This is a genomic window from Paucibacter sediminis, from assembly GCF_030254645.1.
Taxonomy (GTDB): domain Bacteria; phylum Pseudomonadota; class Gammaproteobacteria; order Burkholderiales; family Burkholderiaceae_C; genus Paucibacter_B; species Paucibacter_B sediminis.
The window spans coordinates 2,851,930-2,873,668 of record NZ_CP116346.1; the positions used below are offsets into that span (position 1 = coordinate 2,851,930).

The window sequence follows — 21,739 nt, forward strand, 5'->3', positions numbered from 1 at the left end:
GACAGAGAAAAGTCAAAGGCAGACCCGGCATGGACTTCTCGCGAGATTCCGAGTTTCCGCCCGACCTCAGCCCGCTGGCCTGGGTGCAGGAGGAGTTGCGCCGCTCGCTGGAGTCCGTGCACAAGACGCTGCGGCGCGCGCTGCGCGATGCCGATGCGCGTGTCACGACGCTGGGCCTGGAAACGCATCCCAGCCAGCCCCTGCAGGCCGCCGCGGCGCAGCTGCACCAGCTCGCCGGCGTGCTCTCGCTGGTGGGCCTGCCCGCCGGTGCGGCGCTGCTGCGGGCCGCCGAGCAGGCGGTGGAGCGGCTGGCGCTGGACCCGGTCAACGTCGACCCGCCCACCGTGCAGGCGGTGGAGCGCGCCGACTTCGCGCTGCTCTCGCTGATCGCCAAGCTGCTGGCCGGCAACAAGACCAGCACGCTGGCGCTGTTCCCCAGCTACCGCGCGCTGCAGCAGCTCAACGGCGTGGAGCGCATCCACCCGGCCGATCTGGCGCAGCAGGAATGGAGCTGGCGCGATCTGCCGGCCGATGCCAAGGCCCCGGCCCTGGCGGCCGAAGCGGCACGCGCCGGTTTCGAGGCGGCCCTGCTCAAGCATATGCGCGCCCCGGCGCCCCAGCATGCGCAGCATTTGAGCGATCTGTGCGCCGGCGTGGCGCAGACCCAGCCGGGCGCCCATGGCCGCAGCCTGTGGTCGCTGGCGGCCGCGCATTTCGAGGCCCAGGCCCTGGGCCTGCTGAAGATCGACGCGCTGGTGAAGCGCCTGGGCTCGCGCCTGCTGGCGCAGCTGCGCGCGGGCGCGCAGGGCGATGCGGCGGTGTCCGAGCGCCTGGCGCAGGACCTGCTGTTCTTCTGCAGCCAGGCGCAGGCGCCGGCCGCGAGCCAGCATGCGCCGCGCCTGCTGGCGGTGCGCCGTGTCTATGGGCTGGACGAGGGCGCAGGCCCGACCGATTACGAAGACGACAGCCTCGGCCATATCGACCCCAGCTGGGTCACGCAGGCGCGCAAGCGCGTGGCGCAGGCCAAGGAATCCTGGTCCTCGGCGGCGGAGGGCGAGAGCCACCGCCTGGCCGGCCTGGACGAGCAGTTTGCCGCGGTGGGCGATTCGATCGAGCGCCTGTTCCCGAGCGGCGAGGTGCTGGGCCAGACCCTGCGCCGCGCCGTGGTGGCCACGCTGCGCTCGGGCAAGCCGCCCGAGCCCACGCTGGCGATGGAGATCGCCACCAGCCTGCTGTATGTGGAAGCGGCGCTGGACGACGAGGCCTTTGACCACCCCGACCAGGCCGAGCGCGTGATCCGGCTGGCGCGGCGCGTCGAGGCGGCCTCGCGCGGCGAGCCCGCGGCGCCGCTGGAAGCCTGGATGGAGGACCTGTACCGCCGCGTCTCGGATCGCCAGACCCTGGGCAGCGTGGTGCACGAGTTGCGCAGCAGCCTCTCCGAGGTCGAGCGCCAGGTGGACGAGTATTTCCGCGATCCCTCGCAGCGCCAGCTGCTGATCCCCGTGCCCAACCAGCTCGGCGCCATGCGCGGCGTGTTCTCGGTGCTGGGCGTGGACCAGGGCGCGCTGACCTGCGTGCGCATGCGCGACCAGATCGACGAACTGGCCAATACCGAGGTCGACCCGAGCCGCTCGGGCCCGCGCGAGCAGTTCGAGCGCCTGGCCAACAATCTCGGCGCGCTGGGCTTCCTGATCGACATGCTGAGCGTGCAGCCGCAACTGGCCAAGCGCATGTTCCGCTTCGATGAAGCCCGCGGCAGCCTGATCTCCTCGGTGGGGCGCGAGCGCCTCAGTAAGCCGGTGGCCAGCGAGCCCAGCCTGCTGGCCCAGGTGCAGGCCGCGGCGCAAGCCGTGGCCGAGGGCGAGCGCCCGCAGGCCGAGCTGGCACGCGACCTCGAGCGCCTGACCCTGCAGGCGCGTGCGGCGGACGAAACCGCGCTAGCGAACGCCGCGCAGTCGGCCCAGCGCATGCTGGAGGAGCCGGGCGATACCTCGGCCCTGCCGCTCACGGTGGAGCTCACCGAGCCGGCCGAGCCTGCTGAATCCGCTGAACCCGCCGAGAGCGAGGCAGCGCGTGCCCAGGCGGCGCAATCGCTCAACGACTTCCTGGCCGTGCATGTGCCGGCACCGGCGGTGCCGGTCGCGGCCGCCGCGCCGGCGCCGGAGATCGTCGACGAGGAGATGCTGGAGATCTTCCTCGAGGAGGCCACCGAGGTGCTGGCGAATGCGCGCGTGGCGCTGGCCGAGCTGGAGCTCGACGCCGCCAATCGCGAGCAGCTGACGAATGTGCGGCGCGCCTTCCATACCTTGAAGGGCAGCTCGCGCATGGTCGGGCTGAAGGAGTTCGGCGAGGGCGCATGGGCCTTCGAGCAGCTCTACAACGCGCGCCTGGGCGAGCAGGGCGTGGCGGATGCCGCGCTGCTGAGCCTGAGCCAGCAGGCCCTGGATTACCTGGCCGGCTGGAGCGCCGAGATCGCCGCCAAGGCGCCCATCACCCATGACGCCGAGGTCTTGCGCGCCAGCGCCGACGCGCTGCGCCTGGAACAGCGCCTGCTGCCGGTGGGCGCAGCGGCTGTGGTCGAGCCCGCTGCCGTCGAGCCTGCCGCGGAACCCGCGGTGGAGCCCGTGCCTGAGCCTGAGCCGGTGCTGGAGCTGCCGATCGAGATGCTCGACGCGCCCGCCACCGAGCCTCTGCTGGAAGAGGCGCCGCTGCTTGAGTTGCCCGAGGCCGAGGAGCTGGGCGAGCTGCTGCCCGTCATGGAGGTGGCCGAGCTTTCGCATGCCGATACCGAGTTGCTGGGCCTGGAGCTGAATCTGGACCTGCCCGCCGCGGCGGCTTCGGCGAGCAGCGATTTCGAATTGCCCGAGTTCGAGCTCAAGCTGGATCTGGGCGAGGCGACCGCGGCGCCGGCCATGCCGGTGCTGGACGAGGAGCTGACGCTGGACCTGGGCGCGCTGGACCTGCCGGCCGTGAGCGAGCCGGAGCCCGCGCCCGAGCCCGAAACCCTGGCGCCCAGCCTGGAGCTGGTGGGCGGTACCGATGTGCAGGCCGCCGCCGAGGCGATCGAACCGATCGAACCGGAGGAGGCCGAGCCCGAGTCCGACGAGGGCGTCAAGCTGATCGGCCCGCTGCGCATCAGCATCACCCTGTTCAACATCTTCCTCAACGAGGCGGACGAACTCTCGCGCCGGCTCTGCACCGAGCTGTCCGAGTGGGCGCTGGACCTGGCTTCCGGCCTGCCCGCCAGCTGCGAGCCCCTGGCCCATGCGCTGGCCGGCAATGCCGGCACGGTGGGCTTCGACGAACTCTCGGCCCTGGCGCGCGCGCTCGAGCATGCGCTGGAACGCGCCGCCCAGGTGCGCCAGCTGGGCGCCGACGAGGCGCGCCTGTTCAACGATGCGGCGGAAGAGATCCGCCGCCTGCTGCACCAGTTCGCGGCCGGCTTCCTGAAGAGCGTCGAGGGCGATCTGACCGCACGCCTGCAGGCCTACCAGCCGCCGCCGGAGGATGTGGCGGAGTCGCGCCCCTCCGAGCTGCCGGACGACGCGCTCAGCGAGCCGCAGGCCCTGCCGATCCCGCGCGCGGCGGACGATTTCGAGGTCGGCCTGCCCGACCAGATCGACGACGAGCTGTTCCCGATCTTCGAGGAAGAGGCGCCCGACCTGCTGCGCGATCTGCAGGCCGGCCTGCGCGACTGGATGGCCCATCCCGGCGATGTCGGCCGTGCCGGCGCCTGCATGCGCGCCCTGCACACCTTCAAGGGCGGCGCGCGCCTGACCGGCGCGATGCGCCTGGGCGAGGCCGCGCATTTGCTGGAATCCGCCATCGAGGCCTTGTTGCACCAGGGTCAGGCCGATGCCGCCGAGGTGCGCAGCCTGCAGGACCAGGGCGATGCGCTTGAGCAGGCCTTCGACACCCTCAAGCAGGCGCGGCTGGCGCCCAAGCCGGTGGCGCAGCCCGAGCCGGTGGTGCCGCCGCCGGTCGCTGCCGAGCCAGTCGCTGTGGCCATGGCGCCGGCCGAGGCGCTGCCCGCGGAAGTCGCCGAAGCGGCGCCGGCCGCCGAAGCCGCCCAAGCCACTGAAAGCGGCCCGGCCGGGGCGCAGATCGACTGGTCGCGCTTCACCCAGTTCCAGCCCAGCGATAGCGGGCTGGGCGGCGACGGCGGCCTGGGCGGCGCCCAGGCGCTGGTGCGGGTGCGCGGTGCCCTGCTGGAGCGCATGGCCGCACAGGCCGGCGAGGTCAGCATCCGGCGCGCGCGCCTGGAATCCGAGATGGGGCAGATGAAGAATGCCCTGCTCGATCTGGACGACAACCTGGACCGCCTGCGCACCCAGCTGCGCGAGCTGGAGCTGCAGGCCGAGGCCCAGATGGGCGCGCAGGAAGAGGCCGCCAAGCATGCGGCCAAGGATTTCGACCCGCTCGAGTTCGACCGCTACACGCGCTTCCAGGAACTGACGCGCATGTTGGCCGAGTCGGTCAACGACGTGGCCACGGTGCAGCGCAGCCTGCAGCGCAATGTGCAGACCGGCGAAGACGAGCTGGCGGCGCAATCGCGCCTGACGCGCGAGTTGCAGGACGACCTGTTGCGCACCCGCATGGTCGAGTTCGACAGCCTCAGCGAGCGCATGCACCGGGTGGTGCGCCTGGCCGCGCGCGAGACCGGCAAGCAGGTGCAGCTGCTGGTGAACGGCGCCCAGGTCGAGCTGGACCGCAGCGTGCTGGAGCGCCTGGTGGGCTCCTTCGAGCATCTCTTGCGCAACAGCGTGATGCACGGCATCGAGCCGCCGGTGGAGCGCGTCGCCAAGGGCAAGCCCGAGCTGGGCACGATCCAGGTCCAGCTCGCCCAGGAGGGCAACGAGGTGGCCATCACGGTGCGCGACGACGGCCGTGGCCTGGACCTGGCGCGCATTCGCGAGCGCGGGCTCAAGCAGGGGCTGATCAAGCCCGATGCCACGCCCAGCGATGAGGAGCTGATGCAGCTGATCTTCGCGCCCGGCTTCTCCACCGCCACCGAGATCACCGAGCTGGCCGGCCGCGGCGTCGGCATGGACGTGGTGCGCGCCGAGGTCAACACCCTGGGCGGCTATATCGATCTGCATTCCACGCCGGGGCAGGGCGCGGCCTTCGAGCTGCGCGTGCCGCTCACCACCGCGCTCACCCAGGTGGTGGTGCTGCGCTATGGCGAGCAATCGGTGGCGGTGCCCGCCAGCCTGATGGAATCGGTGCAGCGCATCAGCCCGGCCCAGATCGAGCAGGCCTACGAGGCCGGCGAGCTGGTGGTGGGCGGCGAGCGCTTCCCCTTCTACTGGCTGGGCGGCCTGATGAAGCAGAGCGAGCGCGGCGTGCCGCATGGCAAGACCCTGCCGGTCGCCTTCGTGCGCAGCGCCCATCAACGCCTGGCCGTGCATGTGGACGAGGTGCTGGGCAACCAGGAAGTCGTGGTCAAGAACCTCGGGCCGCAGCTGGTGCATGTGCCGGGCCTGGCGGGCATCAGCTTGCTGGCCTCGGGCGAGGTGGCGCTGATCTACAACCCGGTGGCGCTGGCCAACCGCTACGGTGCCGAGGCGCAGGCCGCGGCGCGCCACGCGCTCGGCCATGCGGCCGCCGGGACGGTGGCGGCCAGCATGGTGGCGGCCGAGCCGCTCGCACCGCTGGTGCTGGTGGTGGACGATTCGCTCACGGTGCGTCGTGTCACCCAGCGCCTGCTGGAGCGCGAGGGTTACCGCGTGCACCTGGCCAAGGACGGCCTGGAAGCGATGGAACGCCTGGCCGAGGAGGAGCTGCCGGCGGTGGTGCTCTCGGACATCGAGATGCCGCGCATGGACGGTTTCGACCTGGTGCGCAATCTGCGCGCCGACAGCCGCCTCGCCACGCTGCCGGTGATCATGATCACCTCGCGCATCGCGCAGAAGCATCGCGACTATGCGCACCAGCTGGGCGTGGACGACTACCTGGGCAAGCCCTATGACGAAGAGCTGCTGCTGAGCCTGATCGCCCGCTACACTGCCCGGTTGCTCACGGGTTGAGCGCTGGAGGCTTGGCGTCATGTCGGAAGTCGTTGATCACCTTGCGGAACTGACCGGATTCCGGGACCGTGACGTCATGGACGTCACCCTGGTGTCGGCCCTGCGCGACATGCTGGAGCCGAGCTCGGTGGCGATCTTCCGCTGCGTGGGCGACGCCGGCCAGCAGCGCTGGGTCACGCGGGCGCGCCTGGCCGCGGGTGATGTGGTGGCGAGCGCCGATTCGCTCTGGGCCGATCCCGACAAGCTGCCGCGCGCCGAGGATCATCCCAAGCGCCTGGATTGCATGCACCAGCGCAGCGTGATGCAGCTGCGCGATGGCGAGCGCTGGACCACGCTGTTCCCGCTCGCGACCGACCGCGAGGTGGTCGGGGTGCTGGAGATCACCACCACCGAGAAGCTCAAGACCTCCGACCAGCGCACGGTGGGCGGCATCCTGCGCATCTATCACAACTTCCAGGGCCTGCTGGACTACAGCGAGCGCGACACCCTCACCGGCCTGCTGAATCGCAAGACCTTCGACGAGAGCTTTCTCAAGGCCGTGGGCGAACTGCCGCGCGCGCATGAAGAAGCGCAGACCCATGCCGATGGCGACCGGCGCCACGAGGACGGCCAGCCGCGCTACTGGATCGGCGTGGTCGACATCGATCACTTCAAGTCGGTGAACGACCGCTTCGGCCACCTGATCGGCGACGAGGTGCTGCTGCTGCTGTCGCGCCTGATGCGCAACAGCTTCCGCTTCCACGACCTGCTCTACCGCTTCGGCGGCGAGGAGTTCGTGGTGCTGATGCGCTGCGAGGACGAGAGCGACGCCGCCCATGCCTTCGAGCGCCTGCGCCACAACACCGAGAGCTACCAGTTTCCGCAGGTCGGCCAGATCACCGTCAGCGTGGGCTTCACCCAGGTGCGGGTGGGCGATTCGCCGGCGATGGCCTTCGAGCGTGCCGACAAGGCCGTCTATCACGCCAAGGCGAACGGCCGCAACCAGGTGCAAAGCCATGCGGTGCTGGTGCAGAGCGGGCAGATGACCGAGGTCGAGCAGCTCAGCGACATGGAACTGTTCTGATGAACTACTGGCGCCGCCGCAGCCTGATGCTGCTGCTGGCGCTCAGCGCCAGCCTGACCGTCGGCAGCCACTGCCGCGCCGATCGCCGCGACCGGCTGGAGGCGCCGCCCGCCGCTATTGCGCAGGCCGCCAGCGCCGAGGCCCCGGCCTACGAGCAGCGCGATCTGGACTGGGTGGATGCCAGCCGTGCGCGCGCCGTGCCGGCCCGCCTCTACTGGCCCAAGCAGGTGGCGGACGGTGCGCGCGTGCCCCTGGTGGTGTTCTCGCACGGCATCGGCGGCTCGCGCCGCGGCTACAGCTATCTGGGCGCCTACTGGTCCTCGCAGGGCATTGCCAGCCTGCATGTGCAGCATGTCGGCAGCGACCGCGAACTCTGGTTCGGCAATCCGCTCACCCTGGTGTCGCGCCTGCAGGATGCGGCGCAGGAGCGCGAGGCCCTCAACCGCGTGGGGGATGTGCGCTTCGCGCTGGACCAGATGCTGCATGGCGAATGGGCGGCGCACATCGACACCGAGCGCATCGTGGCCGCCGGCCATTCCTATGGCGCCAACACCACCCTGCTGCTGGCCGGCGCCCGCGTGACGCGCGCTGGCCAGGCCCTGGATCTGCGCGAGCCGCGCATCAAGGCCGCCATCATCATCTCGGCGCCGCCCTTCTATGGCGAGCCGGATGTGGCGGCCATCCTGCAAGCCATCCGCATCCCGACCCTGCACATCACCAGCACCGAGGACGTGATCCGCATCCCCGGCTACTACTCCGACGCGCGCGACCGCGTGCGGGTCTTCGAGGCCACCGGCAGCGCCACCAAGGCCCTGGCGGTGTTCGAGGGCGGCTCGCACAGCATGTTCACCGACCGCGCCGGCACCGGCGGCGCCCTGCTGAACCCGCAGGTCAAGGCCGCCACCAAGGACCTGACCCTGGCCTTTCTGCGCAGCGTGCTGGATGGCCGGGACGACGGCCTGCGCGGCTGGTCGGAGCGCTATCGAGACATCCTGGCGCGCTGGCTAAGCCAGGGCTCGTGACTTCACCACCGCATAGCGCAAGAGGGTGCGCGTGCGCGCCTGCTCATGGATCACGAGCGGCGCCGGGTAGTCGCGCCCCAGCTGCAGACCGCAGGCCTGCAGCTCCAGCGGCTTGGCCAGCCAGGGCGCATGGATCAGCTTGGGCGGCAGCTTGGCCAGTTGCGGCAGGTAGCGCTTGATGAAGCGCCCCTCGGCATCGAACTTCTCGCTCTGGCTGACCGGGTTGAAGATGCGGAAATAGGGCTGGGCGTCGCAGCCGCTGGAGGCCGCCCATTGCCAGCCACCGTTGTTGGCGGCGAGATCGAAGTCCAGCAACTGCTGCGCGAAATAGCGCTCGCCCCAGCGCCAGTCGACGCCCAGATCCTTGATCAGGAAGCTCGCCACCACCATGCGCAGGCGGTTGTGCATATAGCCGGTCTGGTTCAGCTGCAGCATCGCCGCATCGACGATGGGGTAGCCGGTGCGGCCCTCGCACCAGGCCTTGAACAGGGCCTCGGCGGCCGCGCCGTCCTCCCATTCGATCAGCTCGTACTCGGGCCGGAAGGCGCGCTCCACCACATGGGGGTGGTGGTGCATCACCTGGTGGTAGAAGTCGCGCCAGATCAGCTCGGAGAGCCAGACCTCGGCGCCATGGTCGCCGCCCTGCATGCGCGCATGGGCCGCGCGCGCCAGCCGGCGGATCGAGATGGTGCCGAAGCGCAGATGGGTGCTGAGGTAGCTGGGCCCCTTGACGGCGGGGAAGTCGCGCGTGCGGTCGTACTGGTCCATGCGCGCCAGGAACTCATCGAACAGCCGCGCCGCGCCACGGCTGCCGCCGCGCAGCAGCTCCGGCAGGCCGGCGGGCTCGAAGCCGATCTCGCCAAGACCCGGCACCCGGCCCGCGTGCGGGGGCAGGGCGGCCAGAGCGGCGGCATGGCGCGCCACCGCATAGCTGCGCAGCTGGAAGGCATCGACAGCGCGCAGCCAGGCGTTCTTGTAGGGCGTGAACACGCCATAGGGCCGGCCCAGGCCGGTGAGGATCTCGCTGCGCTCGAAGATCACATGGTCCTTGTGGCTGAAGAAGGCTACGCCCTGGGCCTGCAGGGCCTGCTTGACGGCGGCGTCGCGGGCCAGGGCCTGGGGTTCGTCATCGTGGTTGCAGAACACCGCGTCCACGCCCAGCTCGGCCGCCAGCCGTGGCAGCTCCGCGCGCGCCACCGCGTGGCGCACGATCAGGCCCGCGCCCGGCCGCAGCGCGGCGAGCTCCTCGTTCAGCGCCGTCAGCGCGTCGAGGATGAACTCGACGCGGCGGTCGGCGCGCGGCAGGGCGTCGAGGATCTCGCGGTCCAGCACGAACACGCACAGCACCTCCGCGCTTTGCCTGAGGGCGTGGTAAAGCGCGGCGTGGTCGTCGGCGCGCAGATCGCGGCGAAACCAGACCAGGGCACGTCGGTGGATCTTTTCCATGGCCGCGAGTGTCGATGAAATAAAATGCCCCCATGTCCAAGGCCCGCATCGACCTCACCAACCAATTCCTGATCGCCATGCCGGGCATGCTGGACGATAGCTTTGCCGGCTCGGTGGTCTATATGTGCGAGCACAACGAGAAGGGCGCGCTGGGCCTGGTGATCAACAAGCCGATCTCGCTGACCCTGGGCAATCTGTTCGAGAAGGTCGAGCTGAGCCTGGAGGACGAGGACCTGGCGGCCCGCCCGGTGTTCTATGGCGGCCCGGTGCAGACCGAGCGCGGTTTCGTGCTGCACGAGCCGCTGGACGCGCAGGGCGGCCACTACAACGCCACCCTGGCCGTGCCCGGCGGCCTGGAAATGACCACCAGCCGCGACGTGCTGGAGGCGCTCTCCAACGGTGCCGGCCCCAAGCGCCTGCTCATCACGCTGGGCTATAGCGGCTGGGCCGCCGGCCAGCTGGAAGAGGAGATCGGCCGCAATGGCTGGCTCAATGTGGACGCCGCGCCCGAGATCATCTTCGACACGCCGGTGGAGCAGCGCTACGAGAAGGCGCTCGGATTGCTGGGCATCGACCCGCGCATGCTGAGCCAAGAGGCCGGCCACGCATGAGCCCGGCCGTGCAGACCCCGGCCCGAATTCCACAATCTCTATTGGCATTTGATTTCGGCACCCGACGCATCGGCGTCGCCACCGGCAATGCCTTCCTCAAGTCCGCCGAGGCGCTGCGCCATATCGCCGCCGACACCGACACGCTGCGCTTCGCGGCGATCGAGAAGCTCATCAAGGAATGGCAGCCCGACGCGCTGGTGATCGGCGTGCCTTTCCATCCCGATGGCGCCGAGCATGAGATGACCCTGGCGGCGCGCCGCTTCGGCCGCCAGCTCAAGGGCCGCTTCCGCCTGCCCGTCTACGAGGTGGACGAGCGCTACACCAGCGTCGAGGCCGAGGCCCAGGGCGCGCGCGATGTGGACTCGGCCGCCGCCGCGCTGATCCTGGAACAATTCTTTCGCGAGCATTCATAGCAGCCAACATCATGAGCACTCTCTTACTCGACGCCGAGGCGCTGTACGCCGACCTGCTGAAGGGCGTCAGCAGGCTCTTGCACCCCGACACCGTGCTGGTGGGCATCTGGTCCGGCGGCGCCTGGCTGGCCGAGCGGCTGCAGCGCGATCTGAGCCTGGCCGGCGAGCCCGGCGTGATCTCCAGCTCGCTGCACCGCGACGACTTCGGCTCCAAGGGCATGTCGGCCAGCGCCGACCACACCAAGCTGCCCTTCGAGGTGGAGGGCCGCCACATCCTGCTGATCGACGATGTGCTTTACACCGGCCGCACCACGCGCGCCGTCATCAACGAGCTGTTCGACTTCGGCCGTCCGGCCAGCGTCACGCTGGCGGTGCTGGTGGACCGCGGTGGCCGCGAGCTGCCGATCGAGCCGGCCTTCTCGGCCGCGCGCGTCAACCTGGCCGCCGCGCTGCGCCTGCGCCTGGCGCGCGACGAGAGCGGCCGTTTCAGCTTTGATGTGAAGGGCGACTGAGATGCTCTCCAAACGCAACCCCCAACTGAACAAGCATGGCGAGCTGGTGCACCTGCTCTCCATCGAGGGCCTGCCCCAGGCCACCATCCACCAGATCCTCGACACTGCCGGCACCTTTCTGTCGGTGAACGACCGCGACGTGAAGAAGGTGCCGCTGCTGCGCGGCAAGTCGGTGTTCAACCTGTTCTTCGAGAACAGCACGCGCACCCGCACCACCTTCGAGATCGCCGCCAAGCGGCTCTCGGCGGATGTGATCAACCTGGACATCGCCAGGTCCAGCACCGCCAAGGGCGAGACCCTCTTGGACACGGTGGCCAATCTCAGCGCCATGCATGCCGACATGTTCGTGGTGCGGCACAGCGAGTCGGGCGCTCCCTATCTGATCGCCCAGCATTGCGCACCGCATGTGCATGTGGTGAATGCCGGCGACGGCCGCCACGCGCATCCGACCCAGGGCCTCCTGGACATGTACACGATCCGCCACTACAAGAAGGACTTCCGCAATCTGACGGTGGCCATCGTGGGCGACATCGTGCACTCGCGCGTGGCCCGCTCCGACATCCATGCGCTCAACATCCTGGGCGTGCCGGAGATCCGCGCGGTCGGCCCCAAGACCCTGGTGCCGGGCGATCTGCGCGAGATGGGCGTGCGCGTCTGCCACGACATGGCCGAGGGCGTGCGCGATGCCGACGTCATCATCATGCTGCGCCTGCAGAACGAGCGCATGAGCGGCGCCATGCTGCCCAGCGCCGGCGAGTTCTTCAAGAACTTCGGCCTCACGCCCGAGAAGCTGGCGCTCGCCAAGCCCGATGCCATCGTGATGCATCCGGGCCCGATCAACCGCGGCGTCGAGATCGCCTCCAGCGTGGCCGATGGCGGCCAGAGCGTGATCCTGCCCCAGGTGACCTTCGGTATCGCGGTGCGCATGGCCGTGATGAGCATCCTTGCAGGGAACGAAGCATGAAGATACTGATCAAGAACGGCCGTCTGGTCGACCCGGCCTCGGGCCTGGACCGCATCGGCGATGTGGCGATCGCGGCCGGCCGCATCGTCGGCCTGGGCGATGTGGCGGGCGATTTCGATGCCCAGCGCGTCATCGATGCGACGGGCCTGATCGTCGCGCCCGGCCTGGTGGACCTGGCGGCGCGCCTGCGCGAGCCCGGCCTGGAGCAGAAGGGCATGCTGGAGAGCGAGCTCAACGCCGCCGCGGCCGGTGGCGTCACCAGCCTGGTCTGCCCGCCCGACACCGACCCCGCGCTGGACGAACCCGGCCTGGTGGAGATGCTCAAGTTCCGCGCCCGCAAGCTGAGCCTGTGCCGGCTGTTCCCGCTCGGCGCGCTGACGCGCGGCCTGGCCGGCGAGACGCTCACCGAGATGGCCGAGCTCACCGAGGCCGGTTGCGTGGGCTTCTCGCAGGCCGAGCATCCGATCAAGAACAACCAGTTCCTGACGCGCGCGCTGCAATACGCCGCCACCTTCGACTACACGGTCTGGCTGCATCCCATGGATCCCTGGCTGGGCGGTGGCGTGGCGGCCAGCGGCGCGGTGGCCACGCGCCTGGGCCTGGCCGGCGTGCCGGTGACGGCCGAGACCGTGGCCCTGCACACCATCTTCGAGCTGATGCGCGCCACCGGCGCGCGCGTGCACCTGTGCCGCATTTCCAGCGCCGCCGGCGTGGAGCTGGTGCGCGCGGCCAAGCGCGAGGGCCTGGCGGTGACCGCCGACGTGTCGATCAACTCGCTGCACCTCACCGATGTGGACATCGGCTACTTCAACCCGGCGATGCGCCTGAACCCGCCGCTGCGCCAGGGCCGCGACCGCGCCGCGCTGCGCGCCGCGCTCGCCGATGGCACGCTGGACGCGCTGGTGAGCGACCACATGCCGGTGGAGAGCGACGAGAAGACGCTGCCCTTCGCCGAGGCCATGCCCGGCGCCACCGGCCTGGAGCTGCTCCTGAGCCTGGCGCTCAAATGGGCCCATGACGAGGGCCAGCCGCTTGCCCGCGCGCTCGCGGTGGTGAGCTGCGAGCCCGTGCGCGTGCTGGGCTCGGCGCTGGGCTCGCTGGCGGCCAGCGCCGGCCGCCTGGTGGACGGCGGCGTGGCCGATCTGTGCATCTTCGATCCGAGCCAGCATTGGGCGGTGACGCCCGAGCAGCTGGTGAGCCAGGGCAAGCACACGCCGTTCGCCTTCGAGATCACCGGCTTCGAGCTGCCGGCCCGGGTGCGCTACACGGTGGTGGCCGGGCATATTGCGCACGAAGCCGCCGACCAAGCTGCACAGGCTGCCGCCTGAGATGCGCAGCCTGATCGCCGTTTGGCGCTTGCTGCGCATGGTCCTGCATGTGCTGTGGGGGCTGCTGCTCATCAAGCTGCGCTTCGGCAGCCTGGACCAGGCCGCGCGTCATGCACGGGTGCAGCGCTGGTCGGGCGGCCTGCTGCGCCTGCTGGGGGTGCGCCTGGCTTGCACGGGCCGGGCCCGGCCCGGCGCCAAGCTGCTGCTGGCCAACCATGTGTCCTGGCTGGACATCGCCGCCGTGCACGCGGTGCTGCCCGAGGCGCGCTTCGTCTCCAAGGCGGACGTCAAGCATTGGCCCGTGGTGGGTGCGCTGACCGCCGGCGTGGGCACGCTCTTCATCGAACGCGCCAGCAAGCGCGACGCGCTGCGCGTGGTGCACCAGACCGCCGAGGCGCTCAAGGCCGGCGACACCGTGGCGGTGTTCCCCGAGGGCACCACCGGCGCCGGCCCCGAGTTGCTGCCCTTCCACGGCAATCTGCTGCAGGCCGCCATCGCCACCGAGATCCCGCTCCAGCCCCTGGTGCTGCGCTGGCACGAGCCGGGCGAACGCTTCAGCAGCGCGGCGCGCTATATCGGCGACATGACGCTGCTGCAAAGCCTGTGGGCCATCGCCAGCGCCCGCGGCCTGGGCATCGCGGTGCAGATCCTGCCGGCGATGGAGACCGCGCATGCCGATCGGCGCGCGCTGGCCGAGCATGTGCGCGGCGAAATTGCCGCGGCACTGGAAGCCGGCTGACCCCTAGGATGGGTGGCCGCCAACGGCCGATTTCATAGCTTTTTCAAGACGGCGCTGCCGCTGCGCTGCAACAGTCCGTGGCTTGCAAACCCTCAGGGAGAACAGCCATGAACAAGCATCGTCTACCCAGCCTCACCGCCCTGGCGCTGGCCTGCGCCAGCCTCGGCCCGGCCCAGGCGGGGGTCGTGGTGGGTTCCTACGACCCGCAGTTCGGCCCGACCCTGCCCGAGCTCTCCTACCGTGGCAGCTTCAGCTTCAACCTGCCCGACAGCTGGGTGGACTATGCGCTCAGCCACAACAACGATTTCGTCGATCTCACCGGCGAGAACATCTGGGCCAGCGTGAACCTCACGCTGTTCGAGACCGCCAATCCGGCCAACGCCGTCAGCGCCAGCTTCAATATGCATGTGGACCTGGTGGAGATCGACCGCACGCTGTTGCACCTGCGCAGCTGGAGCAGCTTCTCCGCGGCCACGCCGAACCAGCTGAATGGCTTTGCCGCGGCCAATTTCAACCAGTTTTCCTTCCAGTATGACTACGGGCTGCCGCAACTGACCTGCCTGCATTGCAACGACCCCGATCCAGGCTCGTCGGCCGAGGACGTGCAGGCCGACCTGCTTGGATTCGATCAACTGGTGTTCCACCGGGATGACGCGGGCCAGGGCCGCCTTGGCAAGGACGGCAACGGCCATGAGCTGGGGCTGCGCAGCACCATCAACGACCAGGGGCTTGTGGTCTACAGCCAGGCAGCGCTGCCGGGGAGCGGCCAGCAGGTGCCCGAGCCGGGCACCCTCTATGAGGCGCTGGCGGCGCTGGCGGCCCTGCTGCTGATACCGCGCCGCCGCCCCTGAGCGGCGCGCGCGCTTCAATGCAGGCGCCCGGCGGGTAGCGCCAGCGTCAGCGCCCGGCGCAGCGCCTGGGCGGTATCCCAGTCGCGCGCCTGCTGCCAGGGCGCCTCGAAGAAGGCCTCGTCGGGGCTGGCCGCGCGCAGGCGCGCCAGCAGGGCCTGCCAGCGCCCCTGGGCCAGGCGCGGGCGCGTCAGGCGGGCGTTCTCGCGCAACTGCTGCGTGCAGGAGGCCAGCGCGATGGCCGCCTGCGGCTGCTCCAGCAGCAGGCCCAGCGCGGCATGGTCTTCCAGGCAGCCCAGCAGATGCTCGCGCATGTCGAAGGCATTGAAGGCGCTCAGCGCCTCGGCGAGGCGCTCGCATGCCGGCGCCTGGCGGCCGGCCAGCAGGTCCAGCTTGCCCAGCCACCACAGGGCGTGCGCCGCGCCGCGCCGGTCGCCCGCCGCCAGGCAGATCTTCAGCGAGCGCGCCAGCCCCGCTTCGGCGGCGCCCAGCGCGCCGGCCTCGAAGTCCAGCTGGGCCAGCGAGAGCTCGGCCTCGGCCTCGGTCTCGAGGTGCTTGATCTGGCGCGCCAGCTGCAGCGCGGCCTGCAGGTGCGTGGCGGCCTGGGCGGCCGCGCCGCACCAGGCGTGGATCTGGCCCAGCTGCAGCTGCACCGTGGCCTCGCCGACCTGGTTGCCGCAGAGCTGGAACAGCTGCAGGGCCTCGTGGTCGGCCGCCAGCGCGCCGGCCGCATCGGCGCAGCCCAGGCGCGTCAGCGCCAGCGTGGAGAGGGTGGCGGCCACGTCGAAGGGGTTGTCGCGCTGGCGCCGCAGCGCCAGGCAGGTCTGCAGATCGGCCAGCGCGGCGGCGTGGTCGCTCTGGCTCCATGCCAGCGCCGCGGCCACGTAGAGGGCATGGGCATGGGCCTGCGCGTCGGCCTGCACCGCCGGCAGGGCCAGCAGGCCGCGCAGCAGGGCACGCCCCTCGCCCGAATAGCCGCGCAGGATCCAGAAGCCCTGCAGGGCCACGGCCAGCTTCAGCGCCAGAATCGGGTTGCCGCCGGGGCCGAGCGCATGCCCGGTGGCAGCACGCAGATTGTCCTGCTCGGTCTCGAGCCGGCCCAGCCAGTAGCCCTGCTGGGGGCCGTGCAGGCCGTCGCGCCCCAGCTTGGCGAAGGCGAAGTAATGCGCACCATGCTGCCCACCCATGGCCTCCAGCGTGCCGGCGGCGGCGAGCTTTTCAAGCGCGTATTCGCGTATCGTTTCCAGCATCTGGTAGCGCATACCGTCGGCGGTCTCGGCCTGCATCAGCAGCGATTTCTCCACCAGGGCGCCCAGCAGGTCCAGCACCGCGTCGACGTCGAGCGGCGTGCCGCCGCACACGGCCTCGGCGGCCTCCATGTCCAGCCCGCCCCTGAACACGGCGAGGCGCTGCAAGAGCAGCTGTTCGGCCTCGGGCAGCAGGTCGTAGGACCAGTCGACCAGCGCACGCAGCGATTGCTGGCGCTGCTGCAGCACCTGCGAGCCGCCGGTGAGCAGCTTGAAGCGGTTGCCCAGGCGGCGGTTGATGTCGGCCAGGGAGAGCGTGCGCAGGCGCGCCGCCACCAGCTCGAGCGCCAGCGGTATGCCCTCCAGCCGCGCCACCAGCTCGGCCACCGCGGGGGCCTGCGCCTCGTCCAGTTCGAAGCCGGGCCGGTGCGCCTGGGCGCGCGCGACGAACAGGCGCACCGCGGTGGACTGGCGCAGCGTGGCGAGGTCGTCGCCGGCGCGCGGCACCGGCAGCGGCTGCACCAGATAGGCATGCTCGCCCGGGATGCGCAGGGCCTCGCGGCTGGAGGCGGCCAGGCGCACATGCGGGGCCGCCCTGACGATGGCATGCGCCATCTCGGCCGCCGGCTTGATGAGGTGCTCGCAGTTGTCGAACACCATCAGCACGCGGCGCGTCTGCAGAAAGCTGCACACCGATTGCAGCAGGCTGCGCTCGGGCTCCTCGCGCACGCCCAGCACCTGGGCCGCTTCGGCCAGCGCGAGCGCGGGGTCGCTGATCGGCGCCAGGTCGAGGAACCACACACCGTCGGGGAACTGGTGCATCAGCTCGGCCGCGGCCTGCAGCGAGAGCCGGGTCTTGCCCAGCCCGCCCATGCCCAGCAGGGTCACCAGGCGGGCGCTGCCCAGCAGGGCCTTGATGTCGCGCAGCTCCTGCTCGCGGCCGATGAAGGGGGTGCTCTGCTGCGGCAGGTTGTTGGGAATGGCCTGCACCGGCAGCCAGCGTCCGTCCACCTGCACCACGCGGTAGACCTTGTCGCCATCGGGCGGCGCCGTCGGCAGCTGCTCGGGCGGCCCGACCTCGAAGATCTCCACCGGCGCCGACAGGCCCTTCATCATCCAATGCCCGTGCGAGTCGAGCCGGCAGCCGTCGGGCGTGCCCAGCGCGGCGCGCGCCTCGGCGCTGAGCAGGGTCTGGCCGCCCCGGGCGATCGCCATGACGCGCGCCGCGGTGGGCTTGGCCAGGCCGTCCACTTCCAGCGGCTTGGCGCCGCGCATCACGTCCGCGGCGGCGTTCTCGCGCAGCAGCACCGGCCCGACATGCAGGCCGGCACGCGCGCGCAGCGGCACCGGCAGCGCGGCCAGGGCGCGGTGATAGGCCTGGGCGTAGCCGACCGCATCGGCGGCGGCATCGAACAGCAGCAGCATGCCGTCGGTCTTGTCGATCTCGCGGCCGCGCCAGGGCGGCAGCAGGTCGCGCGCGACGCGGTCATGGTCGGTCCAGACCTGGGCCATCGCGGCATCGCCCAGCGCCTCGGAGAGCTGGGTGCTGTCGACCACATCGGTCAGCAGCAGCGCCTTGGTGTCGTGCTGGGCGTTCACAGCAGGCTCGTGACGCGCACGCTGCTGCCCTCGTGCTCCACCTTCACGTCCTTGCCGCTGCTGCGCGCCAGCCGGATCATGTGCTCGTTGGTGGCGAGGATCTCGGCCACGAAGCCGCGCACGCCGCGCGCGGCCGCATGCTCGGCCAGGCGCTGCTGCAGGCGGCCCCCCAGGCCCTGGCCCTGCCAGTCGGGGTGCACCATGAAGGCGGTCTCGGCCAGATTGGTGCTGGGGTCGACCATGTACATCGCATGCGCCACCAGCTCCGGCTGCTCGCGCGGGCCGCTGGTCGCCACCAGGGCGACCTCGTTCTCGTCGTTGAGATTGCACAGGCGCTGCACGTCGCGGTTGGAGAGGCCGCGCAGCTTGCGGAAGAAGCGCGTGTAGATGTCGCGTTCGGGCAGCTGATGGAAGAGCGCGCGGATCGCGTCGCCATCGCTGGCCTGGGCCGGGCGCAGCAGCAGCGGGCGGCCGTCCTTCAAGCGCAGCTGGCGCTCGTCCTGCACGGCATAGGCATGCAGATTGCGCAGGCCCTGGTCGGCCGGCACATAGCCCAGCGCCTGGGCCGCCTCCAGCAGGCCCGGGCGCGCCGCCGGGTGGGCGATCTGGATCAGCGCCACCGCGCGCTCGCGGATCGACTTGCCGAACAGATGGGCGATGCCGTACTCGGTGATGACGTAGTGCACGTCGCTGCGCGCGATCGCCACGCCCTCGCCGGCCTGCAGGCTGGCGCGGATGCGCGAGCTCAGGCCGTCGTCCTCGGTGGCGGCCAGGCAGATGATGGCCTTGCCGCCGGGCGAGCGCGAGGCCCCCTGCAGGAACTCGGCCTGCGCCGCCAGGCCGCCGTAGAAATCGCCGTGGAACTGGTCCACGCAGACCTGGCCGGTCAGGTCCACCGCGAAGGCCTGCGTCACCGACACCATCTTGTGCTGGGCGGCAATGGTCCAGGCATCGCACACCGCCTCGATGGGCTGGAAGGAGAACAGCGGGTTGCCGTCGATCAGCTCGTAGAGCCGGCGCGAGCCCATCGCGAAGCTCGTGACGATCTTGCCGCGCTGCTGGCTCTTGCGCCGGCCGGTGAGGATGCCGCGCTCCAGCAGCGGGATGATGGCGTCGGTGATGACGTCCGAATGGATGCCCAGGTCCTGGCGGTCCACCAGGTACTTGAGCGCCTCGTTGCTGAAACGGCCGAGGCCGATCTGCAGCGTCGAGCCGTCGTCGATCACGCTGCCGATGTAGCGCGCGATCTGCTCCGAGATCTCGCCCTGCGGTGCCTGGTGCAGGTACTCGATCAGCGGCGTGTCCACCGGCACCAGATGGTCGATCTCGCCCACATGCAGGGTCGAGTCGCCCATGGTGCGCGGCATGTGCGGGTTGACCTCGGCGATCACCAGCCCGGCCTTGGCCACCGCCGCCTTGCTCACGTCCACCGAGACGCCCAGGCTCACGTAGCCGAACTCGTCGGGCATCGAGACCTGGATCAGCGCCACGTCGACCGGGATGCGGCCGATCGCGATCAGCTGGGGCACGCGCGCCAGCGAGATCGGCACATAGTCCGCCAGGCCATGGCGCACCGCGGCGCGCATGTCCTGGCCGACGAAGAAGCAGCGATGCCGGTACTTGGTGAGCGGCGCGCCGGCGGCGTCGTGCTGCACCGCGCGGTCGGTGAGGAAGTGCAGCAGCTCCACGTCCTGCGGCGCCGGCGCGAGCGCCTCCAGCGCCGCCACCAGGCTGCGCGGCGTGGCGCAGGCCGTGCCCACGAACACATGCGAACCGGGCCGTATCAGGCGCAGCGCATCGCTGGCCGAACAGATCTTCTCGGCGCAGGCCAGCAGGCGCGGATCCAGGCCGGCGCCGGGCTGCTCGGAGGGTTCGCTGGCAAGGAAGCGGCTCTGCCAGGCATGGGCCAGGCGGGCCAGCAGGCCCGCCGCGGTGGCCGGGGCCGGGTCGTGGCGGGCGTCGGGGCGTGCGTCGTTTGGCGTCATGTTCATGCGGGGCTCCCCGTCGTGTTAACTGGCCCTAGCGGCAGCGGCAGCCAGCACCTCGCAGCCATGCTGGTAGCCTTGTTCGACGATGTCGTCGAAGCGGCTCCACTCCAGCATGCCCACGCGTGTCAGCGGCGGGTTGAAATACAGGTCGATCTGCTGGCGCGCCTCGCGCTGGCGCGAGTTGCTGTAGAGCACGGTGACGTTCATCAGATAGGCCGCCAGCGAGGGCAGGCGATAGCGGCGCCGGGCGCGCGGGCGCAGGCGATCGCGCAGCAGCGCCCAGGGCCCCGGCACCTCGTCGAAATCGAGCCGGCGCGGCTTGTGGGCGCTCAGGTCCACCGCGATCACGCGGCCGATGCCCCAGCGGCGCCGCATCACGTCCACCGGCAGGTTGTTGAAGCTGCCGCCATCGCAGAGCAGATCGCCCTCGTGGATGACCGGCGGCAGGGCCCCCGGGATCGCCACGCTGGCGAGGATGGCCTTCAGCAGCGAGCCGCGCTGCAGCACCTGCTCGCGCGCCTGCGAGTAGTTGGTGGCGACGCAGAAGAAGTTCTTCCACAGGTCCTCGGCCTGGGCGGCATGGCCGGTGAGCACCTGGATGTTGTGCTCGACGCTGCGGCGCAGGCGCTGGCCGCGGATCAGCGAGACCAGCGGCAGCCAGTTGAAGTCGCCGGTGGGGTTGAGCGCGAAGGCGCGCCGCGCCGTGTTCACCAGCAGCTCGAGCGGCTGGTCGCTCGCCACCAGCACCGCCATCACCGCGCCCACGCTGGTGCCGCCCACCATGTCGATCTGCTCGCCATGCTCCTGTAGCGCGCGGTAGATGCCGATATGGGCAAAACCGCGCGCGCCGCCGCCGGCCAGCACCAGCCCGACGCCCTGGCGGCTCACCAGCCGCGCCAGCCTGGCGATGTCGCCGGGCAGGCGCGGGCGGATGTGCTGGTGGTCGGCGAGCGGGCGGCGCGCCAGCCAGTCGGCCGTGCCCTGCGGGCTGAGCCGCTCGCTCGGGTGCAGCAGCACCAGGATCTCGGTGGCCTCGGTGCGCGGCGGCCGGCAGACCAGGCATTCGGTCTCGATCTCGTGCAGGCGCGCCGGCTGGTCGGCATCGGCCAGCAGCAGCAACTCGTCGCAATGGCGGCAGCAGCGCTGCGTCCAGGGCGTGGCGCTGGCATCGCTCACCAGCAGCACGAAGTCGTGCAGCGATTCGATCTCGTCCAGCCGCACCGCGATGCGCCGGCTCGCATCCAGATCCTCGGGCGGGCGCGCGCTGATGCCAGGCGTCAGCAGCTGCGCATCCAGCTCGGCCGCGGTGATCAGGGCGACCCGGCCATGCTGCCTCAGCTGGCCGGCCAGCTGGCGCGCGAAGTCCAGCGCATCGACGCCGGCGCTGATCGGCACCAGGCCGATCGTGACTGGCTTGTCCAGCAGGGAGCGGCTGCCCTCGGTCTTGAGGCGGGCGATGATCTGGCGCGTCAGCGCGATCGAGACCTGCTCGCTGATGCCCAGCAACTGCTTGAAATGCTGCTTGGACAGGCGCACCAGCACCGAGTCGCGGATCGCCACCAGGGTGGCCGAGCGCGGCTCATCGGTGAACAAGCTCATCTCGCCGACGATCTGCCCGCGCGCGATCTCGCGCACCGCGCGCTGCTCGCCGAACTCGTTGCCGATATAGGTGCGCAGGCGGCCGCTGACGAGCAGATACATGGCGTCGCCTGGCTCGCCCTGGGTCATGAGCGGCTGGCCGGCGGCGATCTCCACCCATTCCAGGCGCTGCAGCAGCAGCTCGACGGCCGCAGGCTCGATCTCGCCGAGCAGCTCCGGCAGGTGCCGCAGCAGCAGGGCCTGCAGATGGGGCGGGTGCGTGGCGGACGGAGCGGGCGGGGCGGGAGAAGCGCAGCTGAGCATGGCGCGCAGTCTGGCCGGCCGCGCGCCGAAA

Annotated in this window: 14 protein-coding genes; 10 read left to right on the plus strand and 4 right to left on the minus strand. The window is 70.7% G+C overall.

From position 1 onward, the window contains the following. Window positions 1–29 precede the first annotated feature (29 nt). The 3 genes from PFX98_RS13240 (at window position 30) to PFX98_RS13250 (ending at window position 8,111) form a co-directional block, all read left to right on the plus strand. Window positions 30–6,026 (plus strand): hybrid sensor histidine kinase/response regulator, encoded by a 5,997-nt coding sequence (locus PFX98_RS13240; RefSeq protein WP_285230970.1) that lies wholly within the window; start codon window positions 30–32, stop codon window positions 6,024–6,026. 76 nt (window positions 6,027–6,102) lie between these two features. Next, window positions 6,103–7,089, plus strand: a complete 987-nt coding sequence (locus PFX98_RS13245) for a GGDEF domain-containing protein (protein ID WP_285230971.1) — start codon at window positions 6,103–6,105, stop codon at window positions 7,087–7,089. Then, on the plus strand, window positions 7,089–8,111 hold the full coding sequence (locus tag PFX98_RS13250) for an alpha/beta hydrolase family protein (protein ID WP_285230972.1): 1,023 nt from the start codon (window positions 7,089–7,091) through the stop codon (window positions 8,109–8,111). Before PFX98_RS13245 ends, PFX98_RS13250 begins: the two co-directional genes overlap by 1 nt. Here the strand turns inward: PFX98_RS13250 and PFX98_RS13255 are convergent. After that, the gene (locus tag PFX98_RS13255) at window positions 8,094–9,557 is read right to left on the minus strand and encodes a cryptochrome/photolyase family protein (protein ID WP_285230973.1); all 1,464 of its coding nucleotides are present in this window, start codon (window positions 9,555–9,557) and stop codon (window positions 8,094–8,096) included. The genes PFX98_RS13250 and PFX98_RS13255 overlap by 18 nt on opposite strands. Window positions 9,558–9,589: 32 nt before the next feature. On the opposite strand from PFX98_RS13255, the gene PFX98_RS13260 reads away from it, so the two are divergent. The 7 genes from PFX98_RS13260 to PFX98_RS13290 all read left to right on the plus strand — a co-directional run bounded on the left by PFX98_RS13260 (window position 9,590) and on the right by PFX98_RS13290 (window position 14,975). Beyond that, entirely contained in the window at window positions 9,590–10,168 is a 579-nt protein-coding gene (locus PFX98_RS13260) for a YqgE/AlgH family protein (RefSeq protein ID WP_285230974.1), read from the plus strand. Continuing rightward, window positions 10,165–10,581 (plus strand): Holliday junction resolvase RuvX, encoded by a 417-nt coding sequence (gene ruvX, locus PFX98_RS13265; protein WP_285230975.1) that lies wholly within the window; start codon window positions 10,165–10,167, stop codon window positions 10,579–10,581. Before PFX98_RS13260 ends, ruvX begins: the two co-directional genes overlap by 4 nt. 11 nt (window positions 10,582–10,592) lie before the next feature. Beyond that, window positions 10,593–11,093 (plus strand): bifunctional pyr operon transcriptional regulator/uracil phosphoribosyltransferase PyrR, encoded by a 501-nt coding sequence (gene pyrR, locus PFX98_RS13270; RefSeq protein ID WP_285230976.1) that lies wholly within the window; start codon window positions 10,593–10,595, stop codon window positions 11,091–11,093. A gap of 1 nt (window position 11,094) precedes the next feature. Further along, a complete protein-coding gene (locus tag PFX98_RS13275) occupies window positions 11,095–12,057 on the plus strand; it encodes an aspartate carbamoyltransferase catalytic subunit (RefSeq protein ID WP_285230977.1) in 963 nt (320 codons plus the stop codon). Beyond that, window positions 12,054–13,385 (plus strand): dihydroorotase, encoded by a 1,332-nt coding sequence (locus PFX98_RS13280; protein ID WP_285230978.1) that lies wholly within the window; start codon window positions 12,054–12,056, stop codon window positions 13,383–13,385. Before PFX98_RS13275 ends, PFX98_RS13280 begins: the two co-directional genes overlap by 4 nt. A gap of 1 nt (window position 13,386) precedes the next feature. Next, a complete protein-coding gene (locus PFX98_RS13285) occupies window positions 13,387–14,124 on the plus strand; it encodes a lysophospholipid acyltransferase family protein (RefSeq protein WP_285230979.1) in 738 nt (245 codons plus the stop codon). A 107-nt stretch (window positions 14,125–14,231) separates the two neighbouring features. After that, window positions 14,232–14,975: a hypothetical protein gene (locus PFX98_RS13290; protein ID WP_285230980.1), complete on the plus strand. Its 744-nt coding sequence runs from the start codon at window positions 14,232–14,234 to the stop codon at window positions 14,973–14,975. Between the two features lie 14 nt (window positions 14,976–14,989). On the opposite strand, the gene PFX98_RS13295 is transcribed toward PFX98_RS13290, so the two are convergent. From PFX98_RS13295 to PFX98_RS13305, 3 genes are read right to left on the minus strand one after another with little or no spacing between them, the layout of a single operon-like run. Then, a complete protein-coding gene (locus PFX98_RS13295) occupies window positions 14,990–17,818 on the minus strand; it encodes an ATP-binding protein (RefSeq protein WP_285230981.1) in 2,829 nt (942 codons plus the stop codon). Then, on the minus strand, window positions 17,815–19,809 hold the full coding sequence (locus PFX98_RS13300) for a bifunctional acetyl-CoA hydrolase/transferase family protein/GNAT family N-acetyltransferase (protein WP_285230982.1): 1,995 nt from the start codon (window positions 19,807–19,809) through the stop codon (window positions 17,815–17,817). Before PFX98_RS13300 ends, PFX98_RS13295 begins: the two co-directional genes overlap by 4 nt. Window positions 19,810–19,827: 18 nt before the next feature. Further along, window positions 19,828–21,708 carry a patatin-like phospholipase family protein gene (locus PFX98_RS13305; protein ID WP_285230983.1) on the minus strand — a complete coding sequence of 627 codons (1,881 nt, stop codon included), beginning with the start codon at window positions 21,706–21,708 and terminating at the stop codon, window positions 19,828–19,830. Window positions 21,709–21,739: the final 31 nt, after the last annotated feature.